The following is a 20,502-nucleotide window of genomic DNA, read 5'->3' as shown; positions in this document are numbered from 1 at the left end:
GCTCGGTGTCAGGTAGGAATGCGCCTCCCCGACCCGGTTCACCGGCGGAACTCCCCAGGGTGAAGTACGGGATCCGGCGGGGCGGCGTACGCAACTCGTCGGCGCACGAAGGGATCCGTATCACCATGTACGCAGCAACGTCCTCCGTGTCCGCACCGGTCCGGTCGCACCGCACGCTCCCGGCTGGCGGCGGCCCCTACCTCGAACCCGGCCGCCCGTCGGCCCCGGCGCAGGGCGCCGTCCGGGCGCGGCGGATGCCGGGTACCGGATCACTGCCCGTCAGCGGAAGAATCGACCTCTCGGGGCCGCAGGGGGCGCAGCTGCGCACCGCCCTCGCCTCGGTGCAGCGGATCTGTCCGGAGTTCGCCCCGGTGCAGGTACTACGGCGCAGCGGCCGTTCTGTCCTCCTGGTCGGCACCACCGGACGGATGACCGCCGTCGCGAAGGTTTTACTGGACCACTCGCCCGAGTGGCGTGAGCGCTACCGGCACGAAATAGCGGCATACCGGGCCTTCGTCCGGCACCGCCCACCGGTCCGGGTGCCGCGGCTGATCGCCGCCGACCCCGAGAACTGCACGCTCGTGGTGGAGCGGATGGCCGGCCGGGTCGCGGCACTGCAGCGGCACCCGGTGGAGCCGCCGCCGCGGGTGGACCTCCGGGCGGCCCTGGGCGCGGTGTGCCGGGTCAACCAGTGGCGGCCGCCGGCGGAGTTGTTCGGCACCCCGATGAACTACGCGCGGCGGATCGCCCGCGACTACGAGTTGGGCCTGCTGACCGACCGGGACCTCGGCGACCTGCAGAAGCTGCTGCACGGCGTGAAGCTGTCGGGCACGGCGCTGCAGTTCAACCACGGTGACGCCCTGCTGTCGAACCTGCTGCTGTCGCCGGCCGGTCCGGTCCTGCTCGACTGGGAGCACGCGGGCTGGTACCTGCCGGGATACGACCTGGCCACGCTGTGGACGGTACTGGGTGATGCCCCGGCCGCCCGCGCCCAGATCAGCCGGCTCGCCCAGTCGGCCGGTCCGGCGGCGCGGGACGCCTTCCTGGTCAATCTGATGCTGGTCCTGACCCGGGAGATCCGGATGTCCGAGACGGCGGTGCAGCGCTCGATGCTGGCGACCGCCCCGACCCAGCCGCTGCCGGTGGGCGCCCTGTCCTCCGGTGAGGAACAGCGGCTGCTGCTCCGCCGCCTGCACGACGACGCAGGGATGGCGCGCCGAGCGGTCCGCGCGGCGGTCGGCACGCGCTGACCGTCCCCCGATACGCGAAGTCCCGTGGCCCCCACCGCCACGGGGCTTCGCCGTTCGCGGGTGCGACAGGGGTACGGGGGACGAGGGACGGGGACCGGCTCCCCCGTACGGGGGAGCCGGATCCGCCCGGCGGGCGATCCGCGCGCCGCCGGGCAGCTGCGACCTTCGGAGGGGAGCGGGCAAGGGCTGCCCGCGACTCCGGAGGAAACCGTGTCCGTACATTCCGATGCCCGACCGGCGGGCGGGCGCGTCGGCGCCGCCTGGAGGGCCGCGCACGCCCCGGTGGCGGGAGTTCCACGCTGGGCGCGGGTCGCCGCGTACGCCGTCCCCCTCACCGTTCTGCCGTCCGGTATCTGGCGGTTGGGCCTTCTCTTCGTCGACCACTCCGAGGCGGACAGCGGGCAGCTGCCGGACTGGCTGCCGCTGGAGGTGTACGTCGTCCTCCTCTCGGTCGTGTCCGAGCTGCTGGCGTTCACGGCGGTCGGGCTGGTGGCCGCGTGGGGCGAGGTGGTCCCCCGGTGGATCCCGGTGCTGGGCGGCCGGCGGATCCCGGTGGCGGCGGCCGCCGTCCCGGCGGCGCTCGGCGCCGTCGCGCTGACCGCTCTGTGGACGGTCCTCGCGGCGGTGACCCAGGTGGCCGGGACCACCGTCCAGGGAGATCCGGTGCCTGCGAACTTCCCCAGTGAGGTGGGTGGCTGGACCGCGGCGTGGTTCTACGTCTGCTACGCCCCGCTCGTCCTGTGGGGTCCGCTGCTCGGCGTGGTGACCGTGGCCTACTGGAGGCGGCGGCGCCGGATGCCTTGACATCACATGATCCCCCGAACACCTTTTCTGACTCAGCATCAGAAATGCTGGAGGCACTTCCCCTCCTCCCCACACCGCTGGAGCCTGCCCATGTCCGCAAGCGCTTCACGCACCAACCCCGCCCCCCTCCCGTCCAGACGTGCGGTCCTCGCCGGTACGGGGGCCGGGGTGCTCGCCGCCACCGTGCTGCCCTCCGCCACCGCCCGGGCCGAAGGCGCCCAGGACGGACCCCCGCTCGGCGAGTACGACGTCGTCGTGGTCGGGTCCGGGGCCGCCGGGATGACCGCCGCGCTCACCGCCGCCAAGCGGGGGCTGAGTGTGCTGGTGGTGGAGAAGGCCCCGACCTTCGGCGGATCGGCCGCCCGGTCCGGAGCGGGTATCTGGCTGCCCAACAATTCGGTGATCCTGGGTGCGGGGGTGCCGGACACCCCGCAGAAGGCCGCGACGTACCTCGCGGCCGTGGTCGGGCCCGAGGTGCCGGCCGACCGGCAGGCCGCGTTCCTCGCCAACGGGCCGCGGATGCTGGACTTCGTGATGGCCAACAGCCCGCTGAGGTTCCGCTTCATGGAGGGCTACAGCGACTACTACCCCGACCTGCCGGGCGGACTGCCGAACGGCCGCTCCATCGAGCCGGACCAGATCGACGGGAACGTCCTGGGCGCCGAACTGGCCCGCCTGAACCCGGCGTACATGCCGGTCCCGGCCGGGATGGTGGTCTTCAGCCAGGACTACAAGTGGCTGAACCTGGCAGCGGTGAGCGCCAAGGGGCTCGCCGTGTCCACCGAGTGCCTGGCGCGCGGCACGAAGGCGGCGCTGCGCGGCGAGAAGCCGCTGACGATGGGCCAGGCCCTGGCGGCCGGGCTGCGCGCCGGGCTCCAGCGGGCCGGGGTTCCGGTGTGGCTGAACAGTCCGCTGGTGGACCTGGTCCTGGAGGGCGGCGCGGTCACCGGCGTGGTGGTGGAGCAGGGCGGCGTACGGGGCACCGTGCGGGCCCGGCGCGGGGTGGTCATCGGTTCCGGCGGGTTCGAGCACAACGCGGCGATGCGGGCGCAGTACCAGCAGCAGCCGATCGGCACCCAGTGGTCGGTGGGCGCGAAGGAGAACACCGGCGACGGGATCCGGGCGGGGCAGCGGGCCGGTGCCTCGCTGGCGCTGATGGAGGACGCGTGGTGGGGTCCGTCGATCCCGCTGCCCGGGGAGCCGTACTTCTGTCTCGCCGAACGGACCCTGCCGGGCGGGCTGATCGTGAACGCGAACGGCGCGCGGTTCGTCAACGAGGCGGCGCCGTACAGCGATGTGGTGCACGTGATGTACGAGAAGGACCGGGGCGCGGCCGGCTCGCACATCCCGGCGTGGCTGATCGTGGATCAGAACTACCGCAACAGGTACCTGTTCAAGGACATCCTGCCGACGCTGCCCTTCCCGGACTCGTGGTACCAGGCGGGCGCGGCGAAGAAGGCGTGGACCTGGGACGCGCTGGCCGGTCAGATCGGGGTCCCGGCGGCGGCGCTGCGGGCGACGCTGGGCCGGTTCAACGCGCAGGCGTGGAGCGGCGACGACGCCGACTTCCACCGGGGCGACACGGCCTACGACCACTACTACACGGACCCGAACGTGCACCCGAACTCGTGTCTGGCACCCGTCTGGGTCCCGCCGTTCTACGCGTTCAAGATCGTGCCGGGAGATCTCGGGACGAAGGGCGGCATCGTGACGGACGCCCGGGCGCGGGCCCTGCGCCCGGACGGTTCGGTGATCCCGGGCCTGTACGCGGCCGGCAACGCGAGCGCGGCGGTGATGGGCCACAGCTATGCGGGGGCCGGATCGACGATCGGCCCCGCGATGACCTTCGGCTACGTGGCGGCGAACGCCATCGCGGACGCGTGACGCCCGCGCCGGGGGATGCGGACGGTCAGCCCTGCTGGAAGAGCTCGGCGGGGAGCGGCTTCAGGAGGGCGTAGAGGTCATCGGTGATCGGGCGGTCCCAGCTGGCGATGGTGACCAGCACGTTGTCACTGCGGTCGAACTGGACGCAGGAGATGCGGGACTCCGAAAGCTTGATCTTCCGGACGATGAGGAGGTTGTCGCCCTGCATGACGGGGCAGTCCTCGACGCCGGTGACCTCGACGTCCTCGTCGTTCTCCAGTGCGTCGAGGAGCTGGGCCACCTCGAAGGGGATCTGGCCGTCGGTGAGGTCCCGGGCCGGGGAGCCCTCCGGGAGGTTCCCGATGATCATCGCGGGGCCGCGTCCGCCGAACAGGTCGTAGCGGAGGAAGACACCCTGGCAGCTGCCGTCGGGCGCGGGCAGCAGCCCGGCCCCGAGATTGCCCGGCCAGTCCCCCGGGTCCATGGCCAGGACATCGAAGTCCGGGCCGGCGGGTGTGGCGGCGCGGTGGCGGCGGAGGAAGGACATGCCGCCATGGTACGTGGCCGCGCGAGTTTTCCGGCCCGGGGGCCCTCATCCGGGGACCTGTCCGGGCCGGGCCCCCGGCCCGGCCCGTCAGACCGGGGGGACGAGCGTGAACCAGTGCGGGAGCAGGGCGGCGTCGCCGGTGACGCGCAGGGCGGTGGGCGGGAGGCGGCGCCAGAGGAACAGGGCGAGGTCGGAGGCGGTCCCGGAGGCCTCGACGTCCGCCGGGGCGGTGGCACCGGGCTCCAGCAGGACCCGGTCCCCCGAGAGGACGACCGTCCAGGATTCCGGACCGTCGGTACGCCGGAAGCGGTACCTCTCCCCCGTGCCCGGCGGTGCCTGCTGCCAGCCGCGGCGGGCCGGGGCCATCACCTCGATCGTCTGGGTCACGGCGTCCGCGGCCACGGCCGGGTCGAGGCGGCCCGGGGTGCCGGTCGCGGATTCGGCGTCCCAGCGGTGCACGGCCAGCTCGATCAGCTGCATCCGGAGCCAGAATCCCGTGGTCTGCTCCGCCGACCAGGTCCAGACCGCCGTGTCCGGCCCCAGCTCGTGGAAGAGCTCGGCCAGCTCCCGGGCGCCCTGCACGAACCAGTCGGTCAGCGCGTCCGGATCGCCGGGGACCTCGGGGAGGGCGAGGCCGGCCGGGTCGGGCGGAGCCGTGAGCCGTGAGCCGTTCGCGCAGGACGTACGCGAGGTAGCGGTGTACTCCGCCCAGGTGCCGGACGAGGTCGGTGACCGTCCAGCCGGGGCACGCGGGCACCGCGGGCACCGGCTCTCCGAGGTCGAACGCCTGGCGCACGGCCTTCTCGAACGCTGCCGCCTCGGTCCGGAAGGGGGCGAGTCTGTCGACATGATCCATGGGTCCACCCCTGCCCACCGGGCGGTGGATCCGATCACGTTGAGCTACGGGCGAACGCCTCCAGTGCGTCCCTGAGCCCGGTCCGGTCGGTGCCCAGCTTGCGGCAGGCCGCCGACAGTGCCCAGTCCGGAGAGGGCAGCACCACCGTCTCCGGCACGGGCTCCTTCTCGGCGCGCACCGCGAGGTCGGCCGCCTGCCGCTCCTCCTCCGTGAGCCCGTCCTCCCAGGCCAGCCCGCACGGCAGGGCGCCGCCCAGGCCCAGCAGGGTGTCGGTGGTCTCCGCGGCGAGCCCGTCCGCACCGCATTCCCGCGCCGTCACGACGGCCTGCATCAGCAGGTCCGCGTCCCGCAGCTCGGTGCCGAGCGCGGCCAGGGCGCAGGCCAGTTCGTAGCCCGCCGGTGAGGCCGAGAGCAGGGTGACCGCCTCCTGGAGGAGCCCGGCCCGCTCCTCGGGGGCGGCGACCTGTGCCGCCACCCGCAGGGCCTGGCCGATGCCCGAGGCGGCGCCGAAGGCGCGGGCCCGCCGGACGGCGTCGTCGGCCAGGGCGCGGGCCCGCTGCGGATCGTCGGCGACGACCGCCCGGGCCAGGTGCAGCTGCCACGGGCACCAGGCCGGATTCTGGATGCCGCGCGGGGTCAGCCGCCGGTCGACCGCCTCCAGTTCGACGATCGCGGCCTGCACCTCGCCCCGGGACAGGAGCAGTTCGGCGTACACGGTCTGCGAGTCGGGGAAGACCACGGCTGCCGGGAAGGGGCTGCCGTACTCGTGCTCACGGGCCAGGTCCCAGGCCTCCTCGGGCCGGCCCCGGGCGAGCAGGGTGGTGAGGAGGATGGCTATGGCGTACCAGTGCACGGGGGTGCGCCGGCCCACGCGTTCGGCGAGCCGCAGCCCGGCCCGGGCCAGTTCCTCGGCCTCCACGAGCCGCCCGCGCCGGTAGCGGACGTAGGCCCGCAGACTGTAGGCGAAGGAGAGGTGCGCCCCGCGCCAGCCGTGGTGCTCGAACTCGGCGGTGCCCGCCTCGAACAGCTCCTCGGCACGTCCTGGCCGGTCGGTGTACATGTGGGCCATCGCGACCAGGACGGGGACCTCGAAGCCGCGATCCTCGTGGGCCCAGCTGAAGGGCCGCTCCAGCACCCGTCCGGCGTGGTGCAGCACCACGTCGACCGGCTCGCCCCGCAGGCAGGCGTCCCAGGCGCGCAGCCCGATGATGTACCGCTCGGTGAGATCGCGCCCGGTCAGCCGGTCGGCGAGGCGGGCGAGCCGGCGGGAGCGGGCCGGGGAGTCGGTCTCGGCGGCGTTGAAGGCGTCCCACATGAACTGCTCGGACTGCAGGCGCAGCCGGGCGCGTACGTCCTGGGTGTACGGGATCTCCCGGGCCAGTGATTCGGAGGCCTCGGCGAGCCGGTCGCTGTGCGCGAGGACCTGGGCGAGCCGGATGACGATGCCCTGGCGCAGGGCCGGGTCGTCGGAGGGCTCGGCCAGGGCGGCCCGCAGGTGGTTGACCGTGTTGGCGGGCTCGGTGAGCAGGGAGGCGCAGCCCAGTTCGTAGAGGACGGCGGCCCGTTCGTCGAAGTCCGGGGGTTCGAGCAGCGCGCGGGCGAGCTGGCGGCGGGCGGCTTCGGGGGCGCCGGCCCGCAGGTTCTCGCCGGCGGCCTCGCGCAGGGTGCGTACGACCCAGGGGTCGTTCTCGGGGTGGGTCTCCAGCAGGTGGCGGGCGGCCGCGGAGGAGCCGAGTCCGGCGTCGACGACGGCCGCCGCGGCCTTGCCGTGCAGGGCGACTCGGAGCGCGTCCGGGATGGCCCGGTAGATGGAGGTGGCGATGAGCGGGTGGACGAACTCCAGCCCGGCCTCGGCCTCGGGTTCCTCGGCGGCGGCCGCAGAGAGGATACGGGCGTCGCGCAGCCGCCGGGTGGCGTCCGAGGCCTCCTCGGCTCCGAGGGCGGCGACCCTGGCGGCGAGGTCCTGCGGAATGGCGGTGCCGAGGACGGCACAGGCCCAGGCGAAGCGGACGGTGGAGGGGCCGAGGCGTTCGAGGCGGGCGACGAGGCCGCTGCCGCGCTGGGCGGCGGCGAGGTCGCGCAGCTGCGGGGCGTTCGCCTCGACCGGGGTCAGGCCCTTGCCGCGGACCTTGGCGGTGAGTTCGACAGCCTCGAAGGGGTTGCCGGTGGTGACGGCCCAGGCCTCCTGGCAGAAGGCGTCGTCGGCGTGTGCGCCGACGGCCTCGCGGACCAGGGTGGCGACGGCGGCGGGGGTGAGCGGGGCCAGGGGCAGCGGGCGCTGTCCCGCCCGGCCGGGCAGCGTACGGAAGGCGTCGGCGTGCGCGGGCAGTTCGTCGGGGCGGTAGGCGACGACGAGGAGCAGCGGGAGGTGTTCGGCGCGCGGGGCGAAGGCGGCGAGCCAGCCGAGGGACTCGGGGTCGGCCCAGTGGGCGTCGTCGAGGACCAGGACGACGGGGGCGCGCTTGACGACGAGGTGGGTGAGCACCCAGTCGAGCCCGTCGCGCAGACCTTGGGGGTCGGGCGGGACGCCCTGTTCCGGGGCGCAGAGTCCGAGGGCCGGGCCGACGATGGAGTACCAGCCGCCGAGTGCGGCGCGCAGTTCCTGCTCGGAGGTGCCGGCGAGCTGGGGCTGGATGAGCTGGCGGGCGACGTGGAAGGGCTGGCTCTGCTCCTGTTCGCCGCCCCGGGCGGCGAGGACGGTGCAGGTACGGGCGAGGGCGCGGCGGCGCAGTTCGGCGAGCAGGGTGGTCTTGCCGAGTCCGGCGGGGCCGGAGAAGGCGAGCAGCGCGCCACCCGCGTCCGGCCCGGGACCGGTGAGTTGGTCCAGGGCTTCTTCGACGATCGCGAGTTCGGCATCGCGTTCGACCATCGTGCGCCGTGTGCGGGTCCGGCGGTCCGTCATGGCTGGTACCCCCCAGGCCTGTTCGGGGGTTCAGCGTACGCCCGCGCGCAGCACGAGGGATCCCAGTGCGGAAAAGAATCCGATCTTCTTTTCCGGAGGGCTTCAGTCGTGTACGGAGCGGGCCGCGAGGTCCTTGAGGACGGCCACGGCCTCGGCGGCACGGTCGGCGGCCACGAAGAGGTGGTCGTGGTGGTAACCGGCGATGACGTTGCAGCTCAGACCGTGTGCGCCGAGTTCGGTGGCGAAGGCGGCGGTGAGTCCGACGGCGTCGAGGGCGGAGTGGATCCGCAGGGTGATCCAGCCTGCCGTGTAGTCGTAGGCGAGGCCGACCGCGTCGGCGTCCTCCTGGCGCAGCACCAGGGTGAGGCCCTCGGGTTCGCGGACGGTGGCGACGGGGGCGGTCCCGGCGGGGACGGTGGTGCCGTCGACGGTGCAGAAGACGTACCGCCCCTCGTTCAGCTCGGGCCGCATCCCGCTCAGGAGTTTCCGCAGGTCCTGTTCTCCGCTCATGCGGCCGAGCCTACCGATCCCCCCGGCGTTACCCGCTTCGCCGGGAGGCGGGTCACAGGTCCGTGCCACGCCCGGGTGCGTGTGTGAGGGGTCTTCGGCTCATACGGGATCCTCCGAGTGGTGCCAGGAGCTGCCCCATACCTCGGCGAGCTCCTGCCGGTCGGCGGCCGCGAGGCGCGCCGCGAGGCGGTCCGCCTCCGCCTGCGGGTTCCCGTCGCCGACGTCCAGGGTCACCCCGAGCTGGAGCCACGGCCGGCCTTCCCGATCCGCTGCCGCATCGGGGTGGATGAGCACCAGCTGCAGGCGGTTCGGCTCGGCCTGGTCGGTCCAGACCGCGTCCAGCTCGCACTCCCACCGCCGCGACCATCCCGGATCCCCCCGGAGCCGCTCCTCCAGCAGTCCCGCCACCGTCCGGGCCGGCCACTCCCAGGCGCGGTCGAGACCCGCCCGGCGGACCTCGGCCGCGTACCGCGCGGCGTCGAACCGGAACTCGGGCAGATCCGCCTGGCCGCCGGCCGGGTTGCGCCAGCCGTCCCAGACGACCTCGTCGCCCTCCCGCCGCACTGTCACGTACAGCGCCCCGCAGCAGACCTCCGTGCAGGAGATCCGTGCCAGCCGTACCTCGTGGGGCCCGTCCCCGGCGACGGCGACGCCGCCCGCCCCCAGAACGACCCACGGGTCCTCTCCCGACCACCCTTCCCACAGCTCCGCCAGGACGTCGCGCCCGTCGACCACGGGTCGGACCTCCACCCATCCCCGCACCGGTGCCACGATCCGCAGCTCCAGCACCTGGCGACGTTGCGCTCCCATGGTTGTCCTCTCACTCGTACGACCGCCGGTGCCACCACGGGCGCGGGCTCCCCGACCGGTACGTGGTGGGAGCGTCCCGGTCGAACACCGTCCGTCTGCGGAACTCGGCGTCCAGCGGCCTCAGTACGCGGCCCAGCGCGCGACCGGCACCGGGCGGCAGGGCCCGGTAGGCGTCGGCGAGCTCGTCCCGGACCGCGGCGACGTCGTCGAGCGCGCACAGCGGGGCCGGGCAGACCGCGGCGGTCAGCCGCAGGCGGGAACCGGGGCTCCGCAGGAAGGCGCGGTAGCGCCGCAGCAGGTCCGCGAGCGGGTGGTGGCGGCCGGCGGCCGTCCAGTGGACCTCCGCGCTCGCAGCGGGCGACAGCCGGTCCACGGGCGGCAGTTCGCACGCCCAGGCGGGTGGTCGCCGACCTGTGTGGGTTCCTCGTACGGCGCGCAGCGCGCCGGGCCGGTTACGCGGCATCGCCCTTTCGGCGGTCGATCGTCACGGCCCCATCCTGCCGGGCCGCGCCGCGGGGCGCAAAGGGATTCGGCGGCCCACCGGGCGGCGTCTCCGCGCCCGGTGGTGCGCCGTCCGCGGGATGCCCGGGGCCTGGCCGGGACGTGTCTTCCGGACCCGGCCGGGCCCGACCGGCACGATCCGGAAGACACCCCCGTTGCGGACACGGCTCGGACGGCCTAGGTCAGGTCGAACTCACCGCCCCGCGCGTTCAGCACGAACTTGTGCCACTCGTCCGGCGAGAAGATCAGTGAAGGGCTCTCGGGACGCTCGCTGTTGCGCATCGCGATGAAGCCCTCGACGAAGGCGATCTGGACGTCGCCCGCTCCCCGGCTGCTCGACTGCCAGTCCGCCTCGGTGAGATCGAGGTCCGGCTTCCCCCAGCCAGCGAGGGGCTGTGAAGTCATGCTCTCGGCCACGTGCGTGCTCCTCCCGGTACGTCGTCCGGGGGCAAGGTTAACCACCGCAGCGGGTGCCGGACAGGCCACGGTGAGTCACCCGTGGCCGGTCCGGCTCCCCGGCCGGCCCCTCCGTCGTCGGCCGGGCCTGTGTTCAGGAGGTCGGCTCCTGTGCCCCCACCAGCCACATCGCGAAGAACTGCGCGCCGCCTCCGTACGCGTGCCCCAGTGCCCGGCGGGCGCCCGGAACCTGGTGTTCCCCGGCCTGGCCGCGGACCTGGAGGGCCGCCTCCGCGAAGCGGATCATGCCGGAGGCGCCGATCGGGTTGGTGGACAGCACGCCGCCCGACGGATTGACCGGAAGGTCCCCGTCGAGTTCGGTGACCCCGGCCTCCGTGAGCTTCCAGCCCTCGCCCTCCGCCGCGAAGCCGAGGTTCTCCAGCCACATCGGCTCGTACCAGGAGAACGGCACGTACATCTCGACCGCGTCGATCTCCCGGCGCGGGTCGGTGATGCCGGCCTGCCGGTAGACGTCGGCCGCGCAGTCCTTGCCGGCCTGCGGCGAGACGAAGTCCTTGCCGGCGAAGAGGGTGGGCTCGCTGCGCATCGCCCCGCCGTGCACCCAGGCGGCCGGCTTCGGCGAACGGGCCGCGCCCGCCCGGTCGGTGAGGATCATCGCGCACGCGCCGTCCGAGGAGGGGCAGGTCTCCGAGTAGCGGATCGGGTCCCACAGCATCGGCGAGGCCTGGACCTTCTCCAGGGTGATGTCGTGCTCGTGCAGGTGCGCGTACGGGTTCTTGAGCGCGTTGCGCCGGTCCTTGTACGCCACCAGCGAGCCCACCGTGTCCGGCGCACCGGTGCGCCGCATGTACGCGCGCACGTGCGGGGCGAAGAAACCGCCCGCGCCGGCGAGCAGCGGCTGCTGGAAGGGAACGGGGAGCGACAGGCCCCACATGGCGTTGGATTCGGACTGCTTCTCGAAGGCGAGGGTGAGGACCGTGCGGTGGACGCGGGCCGCCACCAGGTTCGAGGCGACCAGGGCGGTGGAGCCGCCGACCGAACCGGCCGTGTGCACGCGCAGCATGGGCTTGCCGACCGCGCCGAGGGCGTCCGCCAGGTACAGCTCGGGCATCATCACCCCCTCGAAGAAGTCGGGGGCCTTGCCGATGACGACCGCGTCGATGTCCGCCCAGGTCAGCTCGGCGTCCGCGAGGGCGCGCGCCGCCGCCTCGCGGACCAGTCCGGCGATGGAGACGTCGTGGCGGGCCGCCACGTGCTTGGTCTGGCCGATCCCGACGATGGCCACGGGCTCTTTACTCACCTTGCGTCCCCTTCCAGGACGGCGACCAGGTTCTGCTGGAGGCAGGGGCCGGAGGTGGCGTGGGCGACGGCCCGGTGCGATGCCCCGCGGTGGATCCGGGCGGCCGCCTCGCCGATGCGGATCAGGCCGGCGGCCATCATCGGATGTGCGGCGAGCGCTCCCCCGGAGGGGTTCACGGTCACGTCGTCGGCGAGTCCGAGGGCCTTGCGGAGCACGACCTCCTGGGAGGAGAACGGCGCGTGCAGTTCGGCCGTGTCCACCGGGGCTTCGAAGACGCCCGCGTGTTCGGCGGCGAGCCGGGTGGACGGGGAGTCGGTGAGGTCGCGCAGGCCCAGGCTGTGGGCCTCGATGCGGTGGTCGATGCCGGTGATCCAGGCGGGGCGTTCGCACAGCCGGCGCGCGAGGTCGCCGGCGGCCAGGACGACGGCGGCCACGCCGTCGCCCACGGGCGGGCAGTCTCCGGTGCGCAGCGGCCTGACCTGGTAGTCGCCCTGCGGGACGGGGCCGCGGAGCTGGGCGTGCGGATTGGCGGCGGCCGCGTCCCGGCTGCGTGCTCCGACGGCGGCCAGTGCGCTCTCGTCGGTCTCGCCCGCGTCGATCAGGGCCTGGGCCTGGAGGGCGGCCAGGGCCACCGCGTCGGGCCAGAGCGGGGCGACGTAGTACGGGTCCAGCTGGCGGGTCAGCACGTCGCGCACCGACCCGGGTGAGGACTTCCCGTACGCGTAGACGAGTGCGGTGTCGGCCTCGCCGGTCTGGATCTTGACCCAGGCCTCGTAGAGGGCCCAGGCCCCGTCCATCTCGACGTGCGACTCGGAGATCGGCGGCCAGGCGCCGACCCCGTCGAGGGTCATGGTGAAGGAGAAGGCCCGGCCGGCCAGGTAGTCGCTGGAGCCGGAGCAGGTGAAGCCGATCTCGCCGGCCTTCAGGCCGGTGGCGGCCAGCACCTGGTGCAGGACCGGCATGACCATCTCGACTTCGCTGAGCTCGTCGGTGCGGCGCAGGTGGTCGCTCTGCGCGAAGGCGACCACCGCGACCTCGCGGGCGTATCGGGCCATCAGATGAGCTCCTTGTACGCGTCGTAGTCCGCGTCCGGTTCGCCGGTGGGCCGGTAGTGGTCGGGGTAGCGGCCGCCCTCGGTCCATACGGGCTCGACGCGCAGGCCCATGCGGACCTGGTCGTAGGGGATGCCGCCGATCCGGCCGTGGAGGGCGAGGCCGGCGCCGTCGAGGGCGATGTGGGCATAGACGTAGGGGACTTCGATGTCCAGGTTCTTGGCCTTGATGTTGACGATGCAGTAGGTGGTGACCGTGCCGGCCGGGCCGACCTCGACGCGGTCGGTGGTGGCCACCCCGCAGGTGGGGCAGGCGCCGCGCGGCGGGACGTACACCTTGTGGCAGGAGGGGCAGCGCTCGCCGACGGTCCGCCGCTCGGAGAGGGCGTTGATGTACGCCGTCTGGGCGCGGCCGGGGCTGTAGACGTAGTCGAGGCGGGCCTCGGCGACGATGCCGGTGACGGGGTCGGCGAAGCTCCCGTCGTGCGGGACGGCGTCCCCGCCCGCGGGGCCGTCGTCCGGTTCGAAGCAGGCGATGTCGGTGATGGCGCCGGTGCGTTCGGCGGCCCAGCGGACGCGGACGCGCATGCCGGTGCGGACGGCGTCGGGGCCGGGCGCGTCGAGGGCGTGCAGGAGGGCGGTGTCGGCGCCGTCGAGCTTGACCAGCACCCAGGCGAAGGGGGTGTCCAGGGGCTGTTGGGGGCGGGGCCGGTCGTTCCACGCCCAGGTGGTGACGGTACCGGTGGCGGCGACCTCGACGAGCTCGCGGATCTCCTCGGCGGTGACGGGGTCGTACTCGACGGGCGGGACCATCACCTTGCCGTCGGAGGTCTTCACCCCGAGGACGGTGCCCTCGCGCAGCCCGGTGAGGAAGGCGCTCTGAACGGGCCCGAGGGACCGAGTGAAGGGGAACTCGACGATGAGGGGCGCGCGGAGCACCTCCGGTGGGGAGGGAGCTGTCATGGCGTTTCTCCGATGCGATCGATTCCGATGTTGTCAGCCCCGCCGGCACTTCCAGCCCCGTCGGCACTCTCAGCCCGCCGGCGTTCGAGGCGCTCTTTTCAGCCCCGCCGGCGTTCGAGGCGCGGGGGTCCGGGTGCGGCGCCCCCGGCAACGGCGCCGCACCCGCCCACAGACGCGGGCTCGGGCACCGTGTGCCCGCACTACTCGCGCCGGTACACCGCGGGCCGCTTCTCGGCAAAGGCCCGCGCCCCCTCCTTCGCATCGGCGGTGTCGAAGATCGGCCACCCCCGCAGGAGTTCCGAGGCCAGCCCCTCCCGCTCCGTCATCTCGGCGGTCTCGTAGACCGACGCCTTGACCGCCTCCACCGCCAGCGGCCCGCACGCGTTGATCCGCTCCGCGATCTCCAGGGCCGCCGCAAGGGCCGTACCGTCCGGCACCACCCGCCCGACCAGCCCGAACCGCTCGGCCTCGGCGGCGGAGTACGGGCGGCCGGTCAGCAGCATCTCCAGGGCGTGCGTACGCGGGATCTGGCGCGGCAGCCGCACCGTGGAGCCGCCGATCGGGAAGAGTCCGCGCTTGACCTCGAACAGCCCGAAGGTCGCGCCCTCGGCCGCCACCCGGATGTCCGTACCCTGCAGGATCTCGGTCCCGCCGGCCACGCAGTAGCCCTCCACCGCCGCGATCACCGGCTTGCGCGGCCGGTGGTGGCGCAGCATCGCCTTCCAGTGCAGGTCGGGGTCGGCCTTGAGGCGGTCCCGGTACTGGTCGCCCGCCATGCCCTTCCCGGCCAGGGCCTTGAGGTCCATTCCGGCGCAGAAGTCCCCGCCCGCACCGGTGAGGACCACCGAGCGGATGCCGTCGTCGGCGTCGGCCTCCAGCCAGCCGTCGTACAGCCCCACCAGCAGCGGCAGCGAGAGCGCGTTCTTCGCCTCGGGCCTGTTCATGGTGAGCACCAGCGTGGCGCCGTGCCGATCCACGGTCAGGTGTTCCGTCCCACCCATTGCCGTCCTCCCGTCTCAAGACCTAGAACAGGTTGCAGTAGGGGAGGGTGCAGTTCAATAGTTTTCTGACACTCAGTCAGATTTCTTGGATGCCGCCCTTCCCAGTTGCCGTCTCCGGCGCTCTAATGACCGCCGGAGCAGGCCGGCCACATGGCCGGCCGTCGGGAACTCCGGGAACATCCAGGGTCAGGAGGAACGGTGGAGTACAACCTTGCCGACCTGTTCGAGTCGGTCGTGGACGTGGTCCCGGACCGTGAGGCCCTCGTGTACGTGGACCACCCCGGGACCGGCGCGGAGCGCCGCCTGACGTACGCGGAGCTCGACACGGCGGCGAACCGGATCGCCCACCACCTGCTCGACAGCGGCTTGACGGCCGGCGAGCACCTGGGCCTTCACCTCTACAACGGGATCGAGTACCTGCAGACGGTGCTGGCCTGTCTGAAGGCCCGGCTGGTCCCGGTGAACGTCAACTACCGTTACGTGGAGGAGGAGCTGGTCTACCTCTACAACGACGCCGATCTCGCCGCCCTCGTCTTCGAGGGCGAGTTCACCGAGCGGGTCGCGGCGGCGCTGCCGCATACGACGAAGCTCCGGCACCTGATCAGGGTCGGCCAGGCCCCCGAGGGCGCCCCCGAGCCGTCGATCGCGCCGGTCGCGTACGCGGACGCCGAGGCGGCCGGAGCACCCGGGCGCGGGTTCCCGCCGCGCAGCCCCGACGACCTGTTCATCATCTACACCGGCGGCACGACGGGCATGCCCAAGGGTGTGATGTGGCGGGCCGAGGACCTCTTCTTCGCCGGGCTCTTCGGTGGCGAGCCCTCGGGCGAGCCGGTGAAGCGGCCCGAGGAACTGGCCGAGCGGGTCGCGGTGCGCGGCGCCGGGCTCACCTTCTTCCCGGCGCCCCCGCTGATGCACGGCACGTCGACGCTGACCTCGTTCATCGCCTTCAACTACGGCCAACGGGTGGTCATCCACCGGAAGTACGCGCCGGAGGAAGTGCTCCGTACGATCGAGAAGGAGAAGGTCTCCAGTGTGTCGCTGGTCGGTGACGCGATGCTGCGGCCGTTGATCGACGCCCTGAACGGCCCGCTCAAGGGCACGGACCTGTCGTCGCTGTTCAGCGTCTCCTCGTCCGGGGCGATCATGTCGGAGACGGTGCGCGCCGAGTTCCAGCGGCTGGTGCCGAACGTGCTGCTCCTGAACAACTTCGGGTCGTCCGAGTCCGGGTCCAACGGCCGGGCGGCGGACGACTCCGGCCCGGAGAAGGGCTTCCGCCTGGTGGTCAACGACCGTACGCAGGTGGTGGATCCGGTGACGCACGAGCCGGTGGCGGTGGGCGAGCCCGGTCGCCTCGCCCAGCGCGGGCACGTCCCGCTCGGCTACTACAACGACCCGGCCAAGACCGCCGAGACCTTCTTCCAGAAGGGCGCGGAGCGCTGGGTGCTGCTCGGCGACATGGCGACCGTCGACGAGCAGGGCATCGTCACGGTGCTCGGCCGCGGCTCGCAGTGCATCAACACGGGCGGCGAGAAGGTGTATCCGGAGGAGGTCGAGCAGGCCCTGAAGTCCCACCCCGACGTGTACGACGCGTTGGTGGCGGGGGTCCCGGACCCGACCTGGGGCAGCCACGTGGCCGCGGTGGTCCAGGTCCGGGAGGGCGCCGAGGCGCCGTCCCTGGACCAGATCCAGAGCCACTGCCGCACCAGGCTGGCGGGCTACAAGATCCCGCGGCAGCTGGTCATCGCGCCCGCCATCCAGCGGTCCCCGAGCGGCAAGGCGGACTACCGCTGGGCGAAGGCGGTGGCGACGGAGGCGGACACGGCCTGATCGTCCGCCCAGGCCGGCGAGCCGTACGGGTCGCCGGCCGGCGCCCGCTCAGGACGACGCGGGCGCGGGTGCGAGGGCCGGGGCAGAGGGTGCCGTGGGGGCGGTGGAGGTGTCGTCGCCGTCCACGCAGGTCAGCGAGATGATGACCGGGGCCGGCAGACCCGATATCGGCTCACCCATGAGGCCGGAGGTGACCGTCCAGTTGTTCTTCCTCAGGGTCAGCGCCCGCTCGCCCAGGTCGGGGCCGTCCTGCCAGCCGTAGTCGGAACGGGCCCGCGCGAAGGCCGCTTTCAGGGCGGCGTCCATCGTCTCCTGCGCATGATGTCCGGAGAGCCGTTCGTGGCACCTGCCCAGAGCCCCGGAGGGTTCCCGCTCCACCGTGATGCCCTCCGCCGCCAGGATCGAGGTCATCTCCGACACCACCGTTTCGCGGGGCAGCGGAGGACCCGGGAATCGCGGGGGCAGCGGGCCGAGGTCCCGCAGCAGGTACGCGCCGGCGGCCGCCGTGGCCGCCACCACTGCCGTCAAGGCCAGGGACGCCAGGGCTGTGAGCACCACTATCCGTCGCACGATGATGTCGGTCCTCTCGGTTCGCGGTACGGCCCGTCAGTCTGCCATCCCGCCGATCTTGGTGAAGCACCGCCCGACGAGCCCCCGCCGCGTCGCGTCGTCAGGCGCCCGCCGCCAGGAACCGCTCCACACGGGCCGCGAACCAGGCCGCGTCGTCCAGCCACGGGAAGTGGCCGGCCCGGGGCTGGACGTCGACCGAGCCCCGCGGGAACAGGGTGGCGAGCCGGGCCGCCAGGGCGGGGCGGGGGTTGCCGTCCAGTTCTGCGGCCAGCACCAGGACCTCGCCCGTGACCTGGCGGAGCGCCGCACGCGTGGCGGGCGGGTCGAAGGCGCCGGGGCCCGCGTAGGCCTCGGCGGCCTTCTCGTTCTGCTGCCGCGCGTTCGCCGCCCAGTGCTCCCGGGCCGCCGCGTCCCAGTTCCCGTAGAACACCGGCGCGGCCAGCTCCCAGTCCTCCTCACCGTGGGCGGTGTCCGTGAGGATCCGCTCGTAGGCCGCGACGGCCGTGTCGTACGGCTCGCGGCCCGCCCGCAGCCGGGCCCCCTCCAGCCGGTCCTCCGCGGTGACCGGGAGGTCCACCGCCCACGCGGTCGGGGTGACCAGGACGGTCCGGCGCAGCCGCTCGGGGTGCGCGGCCGCGTAGAGCTGGGCGAGGTTGCCGCCGGCGGAGTGGGCGAGGAGGTCCATGCGCTCCAGGCCCAGGTGCGCCCGCAGTGCCTCGACGTCGCCGACCTGGTGGTCGACGCGGTACGTCGACTCGTCCGCCGGTACCGCGGAGTCGCCCGTGCCGCGCAGGTCGAGGAGGATCAGAAGGCGGCCGTCCGCCAGTCCGCCGAGGTCTCCGAGGTACGCGGAGGCCCGCATGGCACCGCCCGGGATGCAGACCAGCGGCTCACCGTCGCCCTGGAGGTGGTAGGCGAGTTCGGTTCCGTCGTAGGTGGTGAAGGTAGGCATGCCGGCCAACATAAAAGACGATCACTCGTTCGAGTCATTGATTTAACCTGCGAATTCCTGGCAATCTACCGAATGATCGGTCGGTTTCTCATGGTGAGGTGACGGCATGGCGGTGTACACGGATCTCCACGACACGGGCGAGCGGCTGGGCCGCGACGAGCTGGCCGCCCTCCAGCTCACCCGGCTGCGCGCGACCCTGCACCGCGCCTACGAGAAGGTGCCCTTCTACCGGCAGGCCTTCGACAAGGCCGGCGTGCATCCCGACGACTGCCGGTCCCTCGCCGACCTCTCCCTGTTCCCCCTGACCACCAAGGCCGATCTGCGCGACCAGTACCCCTTCGGAATGTTCGCCGTGCCGCGCTCGCAGGTGCGCCGCATCCACGCCTCGAGCGGCACCACCGGGCGGCCGACCGTCGTCGGGTACACCGACGGGGACCTCTCCACCTGGGCGGACGTCGTCGCCCGGTCCATACGGACGGCGGGCGGACGGCCCGGCCAGATCATCCACATCGCCTACGGGTACGGGCTGTTCACCGGCGGCTTGGGCGCGCACTACGGCGCCGAGCGCCTCGGCTGTACGGTCGTGCCCGCGTCGGGCGGGATGACGGACCGGCAGGTCCGGCTCATCGAGGACTTCCGGCCGGAGGTGATCATGGTGACCCCGTCCTACATGCTGACCCTGCTGGACGAGATGGAGCGCCAGGGGATCGACCCGCGCGCCACCTCACTGCGGACGGGGATCTTCGGCGCCGAGCCGTGGACCGAGGAGATGCGCCGGGAGATCGAGGAACGGCTCGACATCGACGCGGTGGACATATACGGCCTGTCCGAGGTCATCGGACCGGGCGTGGCGCAGGAGTTCGCGGAGACCAAGGACGGCCTCCACATCTGGGAGGACCACTTCTATCCCGAGGTGGTCGATCCGCTGACCGGCGCGGTGCTGCCGGAGGGCGAGCCCGGCGAGCTGGTGTTCACCTCCCTCACCAAGGAGGCCATGCCCGTCATCCGCTACCGCACCCGGGACCTGACGCGGCTGCTGCCCGGAACGGCCCGGCCGGCCTTCCGCCGGATGGAGAAGATCACGGGGCGCAGCGACGACATGATCATCCTGCGCGGGGTGAACGTGTACCCGACGCAGATCGAGGAGGTCCTGCTGCGGACGCCTGGCCTGGCTCCCCACTTCCAGCTGCAGCTGACCCGGGAGGGCCGGATGGACGCCCTCACGGTACGGGTGGAGGCGCGTCGGGAGACGGACGCCGAGCGGCGGCAGGACGCGGCCGCCGCCGTGGTCCGGGCGGTCAAGGAGGGGGTCGGGGTCTCCGTCCGGGTCGAGGTGGTCGACCCGGAGACGCTGGAGCGCTCGGTGGGGAAGATCAAGAGACTGGTCGACCTCCGCGGAGCCGGGGAGGCGAGAGACACGCGTCCGGGCGGCTGAAACCACCCCTTCGGGCCCATTTGAGGGTGGCTCCCGGGAGCTGGCCGGCGCTCGGGGGTAGTGGATGAGGTGTGATCTCCACCGTCCGACGGCTCTACGACCGGCTCCAGGGCTCCCAGATCGGGCTGGCCTGGAGCCGTGGCCGGGAGATGGAGCTGATGCACCGGGCGATGGGCTTCGCGGCCCTCGGCTTCCTCACCCTGGTGCCGCTGCTGGTGGTCGTGGCGGCCGCCGCGCCCGGGAGCGGCTCGGGCTTCGGCCGCTGGCTAGGCCAGGCCCTCGGGGTGACGGAGGCCTCGCGGGTGCGGGTGGAGATGCTGTTCGGCGCCGCGGACCTGGCGCTGGAGCGGACCACCGCGTTCGGTCTGGCCGCGCTCGCGGTGTTCGGCCTGACCTTCGGTTCGGCCGTACAGACCGGCTACGAGAAGGTGTGGGACCTGCCGACCGCGCGCTGGCACACCATGTGGCTGCACGTCGTCTGGCTCGCCCTGCTCGTCTGCTACCTCGGCCTGCTCGTGGGGATCCCCTCGCCGTCGAACGACGCCATCGGCACGGTGCTCGGAGCTCTGGGCGACCTCGCCGGCACCTGCCTGTTCTTCATCGTCTCGCAGCGTCTGCTGCTCGGCGGCCGGGTCCGCTGGCGCGCCCTGGTGCCGGGGGCGGTCGCGACCAGCCTCGGGCTGCTGGGGCTGCGGATCTTCTCCCAGCTGGTGTTCTCCCCGCTCATCGCCTCCAACGCGGTCATCTACGGCCCCTTCGGCACCCTGCTCGTCGTCCAGTCCTGGCTGGTCGGCGTCGGCTTCGTGGTCTACGGCGGCGCGCTCGTCGGCCGGCTCGTGCACGAGCACCTGACCCTGCGGCGGCTGCGGCGCAGCGGGCTCTTCCCTCCCGAGGACCCCGCCCCACACCCTCCACGCCCCGGCTGACCGGGCTCCCCCCGGCG

18 protein-coding genes and 2 pseudogenes are annotated in these 20,502 nt (G+C 73.0%); 6 read left to right on the top strand and 14 right to left on the bottom strand.

Annotation, left to right across the window (positions count from 1 at the left end; all coding sequences use genetic code 11):
- Positions 1-125 precede the first annotated feature (125 nt).
- From KO717_RS33255 to kstD, 3 genes are all read left to right on the top strand, one after another.
- On the top strand, positions 126-1,250 hold the full coding sequence (locus KO717_RS33255) for an aminoglycoside phosphotransferase family protein (protein ID WP_301373156.1): 1,125 nt from the start codon (positions 126-128) through the stop codon (positions 1,248-1,250).
- 210 nt (positions 1,251-1,460) lie between these two features.
- Entirely contained in the window at positions 1,461-2,054 is a 594-nt protein-coding gene (locus tag KO717_RS33250) for a hypothetical protein (protein ID WP_301373155.1), read from the top strand.
- 90 nt (positions 2,055-2,144) lie between these two features.
- The gene (kstD, locus tag KO717_RS33245; protein WP_301373154.1) at positions 2,145-3,938 is read left to right on the top strand and encodes a 3-oxosteroid 1-dehydrogenase; all 1,794 of its coding nucleotides are present in this window, start codon (positions 2,145-2,147) and stop codon (positions 3,936-3,938) included.
- A 25-nt stretch (positions 3,939-3,963) separates the two neighbouring features.
- On the opposite strand, the gene KO717_RS33240 is transcribed toward kstD, so the two are convergent.
- The 12 genes and pseudogenes from KO717_RS33240 to KO717_RS33185 all read right to left on the bottom strand — a co-directional run bounded on the left by KO717_RS33240 (position 3,964) and on the right by KO717_RS33185 (position 14,775).
- Positions 3,964-4,464: a hypothetical protein gene (locus KO717_RS33240; RefSeq protein WP_030723069.1), complete on the bottom strand. Its 501-nt coding sequence runs from the start codon at positions 4,462-4,464 to the stop codon at positions 3,964-3,966.
- 87 nt (positions 4,465-4,551) lie between these two features.
- Positions 4,552-5,067 (bottom strand): annotated as a pseudogene (locus tag KO717_RS33235) (maleylpyruvate isomerase family mycothiol-dependent enzyme); the annotation flags it as partial.
- Positions 5,068-5,143: 76 nt separating this feature from the next.
- Positions 5,144-5,320, bottom strand: a pseudogene (locus KO717_RS33230) (maleylpyruvate isomerase N-terminal domain-containing protein); the annotation flags it as partial.
- A gap of 34 nt (positions 5,321-5,354) precedes the next feature.
- A complete protein-coding gene (locus KO717_RS33225) occupies positions 5,355-8,222 on the bottom strand; it encodes an ATP-binding protein (RefSeq protein WP_301373153.1) in 2,868 nt (955 codons plus the stop codon).
- Positions 8,223-8,324: 102 nt separating this feature from the next.
- Positions 8,325-8,732 (bottom strand): ACT domain-containing protein, encoded by a 408-nt coding sequence (locus KO717_RS33220; RefSeq protein WP_301373152.1) that lies wholly within the window; start codon positions 8,730-8,732, stop codon positions 8,325-8,327.
- A gap of 99 nt (positions 8,733-8,831) precedes the next feature.
- A complete protein-coding gene (locus tag KO717_RS33215) occupies positions 8,832-9,542 on the bottom strand; it encodes a hypothetical protein (protein ID WP_301373151.1) in 711 nt (236 codons plus the stop codon).
- A gap of 10 nt (positions 9,543-9,552) precedes the next feature.
- Complete coding sequence (locus KO717_RS33210) at positions 9,553-9,915, bottom strand: hypothetical protein (RefSeq protein ID WP_301373150.1); 363 nt, start codon at positions 9,913-9,915, stop codon at positions 9,553-9,555.
- Positions 9,916-10,220: 305 nt separating this feature from the next.
- Positions 10,221-10,448 carry a DUF397 domain-containing protein gene (locus KO717_RS33205; protein ID WP_370466718.1) on the bottom strand — a complete coding sequence of 76 codons (228 nt, stop codon included), beginning with the start codon at positions 10,446-10,448 and terminating at the stop codon, positions 10,221-10,223.
- A 145-nt stretch (positions 10,449-10,593) separates the two neighbouring features.
- The gene (locus tag KO717_RS33200; RefSeq protein ID WP_030723088.1) at positions 10,594-11,760 is read right to left on the bottom strand and encodes a thiolase domain-containing protein; all 1,167 of its coding nucleotides are present in this window, start codon (positions 11,758-11,760) and stop codon (positions 10,594-10,596) included.
- Entirely contained in the window at positions 11,757-12,815 is a 1,059-nt protein-coding gene (locus tag KO717_RS33195) for a thiolase domain-containing protein (RefSeq protein ID WP_301373149.1), read from the bottom strand. Before KO717_RS33195 ends, KO717_RS33200 begins: the two co-directional genes overlap by 4 nt.
- The gene (locus KO717_RS33190; RefSeq protein WP_301373148.1) at positions 12,815-13,774 is read right to left on the bottom strand and encodes a Zn-ribbon domain-containing OB-fold protein; all 960 of its coding nucleotides are present in this window, start codon (positions 13,772-13,774) and stop codon (positions 12,815-12,817) included. Before KO717_RS33190 ends, KO717_RS33195 begins: the two co-directional genes overlap by 1 nt.
- Before the next feature lie 200 nt (positions 13,775-13,974).
- Entirely contained in the window at positions 13,975-14,775 is an 801-nt protein-coding gene (locus tag KO717_RS33185; RefSeq protein WP_301373147.1) for a crotonase/enoyl-CoA hydratase family protein, read from the bottom strand.
- A 198-nt stretch (positions 14,776-14,973) separates the two neighbouring features.
- Here KO717_RS33185 and KO717_RS33180 point away from each other — a divergent pair, with 198 nt between their 5' ends.
- Positions 14,974-16,602: an acyl-CoA synthetase gene (locus KO717_RS33180; RefSeq protein ID WP_301373146.1), complete on the top strand. Its 1,629-nt coding sequence runs from the start codon at positions 14,974-14,976 to the stop codon at positions 16,600-16,602.
- Between the two features lie 48 nt (positions 16,603-16,650).
- Here the strand turns inward: KO717_RS33180 and KO717_RS33175 are convergent, their stop codons facing one another.
- Positions 16,651-17,172, bottom strand: coding sequence for a hypothetical protein (locus KO717_RS33175; RefSeq protein ID WP_301373145.1), 522 nt, complete (start codon positions 17,170-17,172; stop codon positions 16,651-16,653).
- Positions 17,173-17,272: 100 nt separating this feature from the next.
- Positions 17,273-18,124: an alpha/beta fold hydrolase gene (locus KO717_RS33170; protein WP_301373144.1), complete on the bottom strand. Its 852-nt coding sequence runs from the start codon at positions 18,122-18,124 to the stop codon at positions 17,273-17,275.
- 106 nt (positions 18,125-18,230) lie between these two features.
- On the opposite strand from KO717_RS33170, the gene paaK reads away from it, so the two are divergent.
- The gene (paaK, locus tag KO717_RS33165) at positions 18,231-19,559 is read left to right on the top strand and encodes a phenylacetate--CoA ligase PaaK (RefSeq protein ID WP_301373143.1); all 1,329 of its coding nucleotides are present in this window, start codon (positions 18,231-18,233) and stop codon (positions 19,557-19,559) included.
- Between the two features lie 71 nt (positions 19,560-19,630).
- Positions 19,631-20,485, top strand: a complete 855-nt coding sequence (locus KO717_RS33160; RefSeq protein WP_301373142.1) for a YhjD/YihY/BrkB family envelope integrity protein — start codon at positions 19,631-19,633, stop codon at positions 20,483-20,485.
- Positions 20,486-20,502: the final 17 nt, after the last annotated feature.

This window comes from Streptomyces xanthophaeus (genome assembly GCF_030440515.1).
Lineage (GTDB): Bacteria > Actinomycetota > Actinomycetes > Streptomycetales > Streptomycetaceae > Streptomyces > Streptomyces kutzneri.
The sequence above is the reverse complement of the archived record's forward strand: the minus strand, read 5'-3'. Positions and strand labels throughout refer to the sequence as shown.

Excerpts from the sequence above, each read along its gene's own strand:
- KO717_RS33255 (WP_301373156.1), top strand. The coding sequence starts at position 126 with ATGTACGCAGCAACGTCCTCCGTGTCCGCACCGGTCCGGTCGCACCGC.
- kstD (WP_301373154.1), top strand. The coding sequence starts at position 2,145 with ATGTCCGCAAGCGCTTCACGCACCAACCCCGCCCCCCTCCCGTCCAGA.
- KO717_RS33240 (WP_030723069.1), bottom strand. The coding sequence starts at position 4,464 with ATGTCCTTCCTCCGCCGCCACCGCGCCGCCACACCCGCCGGCCCGGAC.
- KO717_RS33225 (WP_301373153.1), bottom strand. The coding sequence starts at position 8,222 with ATGACGGACCGCCGGACCCGCACACGGCGCACGATGGTCGAACGCGAT.
- KO717_RS33220 (WP_301373152.1), bottom strand. The coding sequence starts at position 8,732 with ATGAGCGGAGAACAGGACCTGCGGAAACTCCTGAGCGGGATGCGGCCC.
- KO717_RS33215 (WP_301373151.1), bottom strand. The coding sequence starts at position 9,542 with ATGGGAGCGCAACGTCGCCAGGTGCTGGAGCTGCGGATCGTGGCACCG.
- KO717_RS33205 (WP_370466718.1), bottom strand. The coding sequence starts at position 10,448 with ATGACTTCACAGCCCCTCGCTGGCTGGGGGAAGCCGGACCTCGATCTC.
- KO717_RS33195 (WP_301373149.1), bottom strand. The coding sequence starts at position 12,815 with ATGGCCCGATACGCCCGCGAGGTCGCGGTGGTCGCCTTCGCGCAGAGC.
- KO717_RS33190 (WP_301373148.1), bottom strand. The coding sequence starts at position 13,774 with ATGACAGCTCCCTCCCCACCGGAGGTGCTCCGCGCGCCCCTCATCGTC.
- KO717_RS33185 (WP_301373147.1), bottom strand. The coding sequence starts at position 14,775 with ATGGGTGGGACGGAACACCTGACCGTGGATCGGCACGGCGCCACGCTG.
- KO717_RS33170 (WP_301373144.1), bottom strand. The coding sequence starts at position 18,124 with ATGCCTACCTTCACCACCTACGACGGAACCGAACTCGCCTACCACCTC.
- paaK (WP_301373143.1), top strand. The coding sequence starts at position 18,231 with ATGGCGGTGTACACGGATCTCCACGACACGGGCGAGCGGCTGGGCCGC.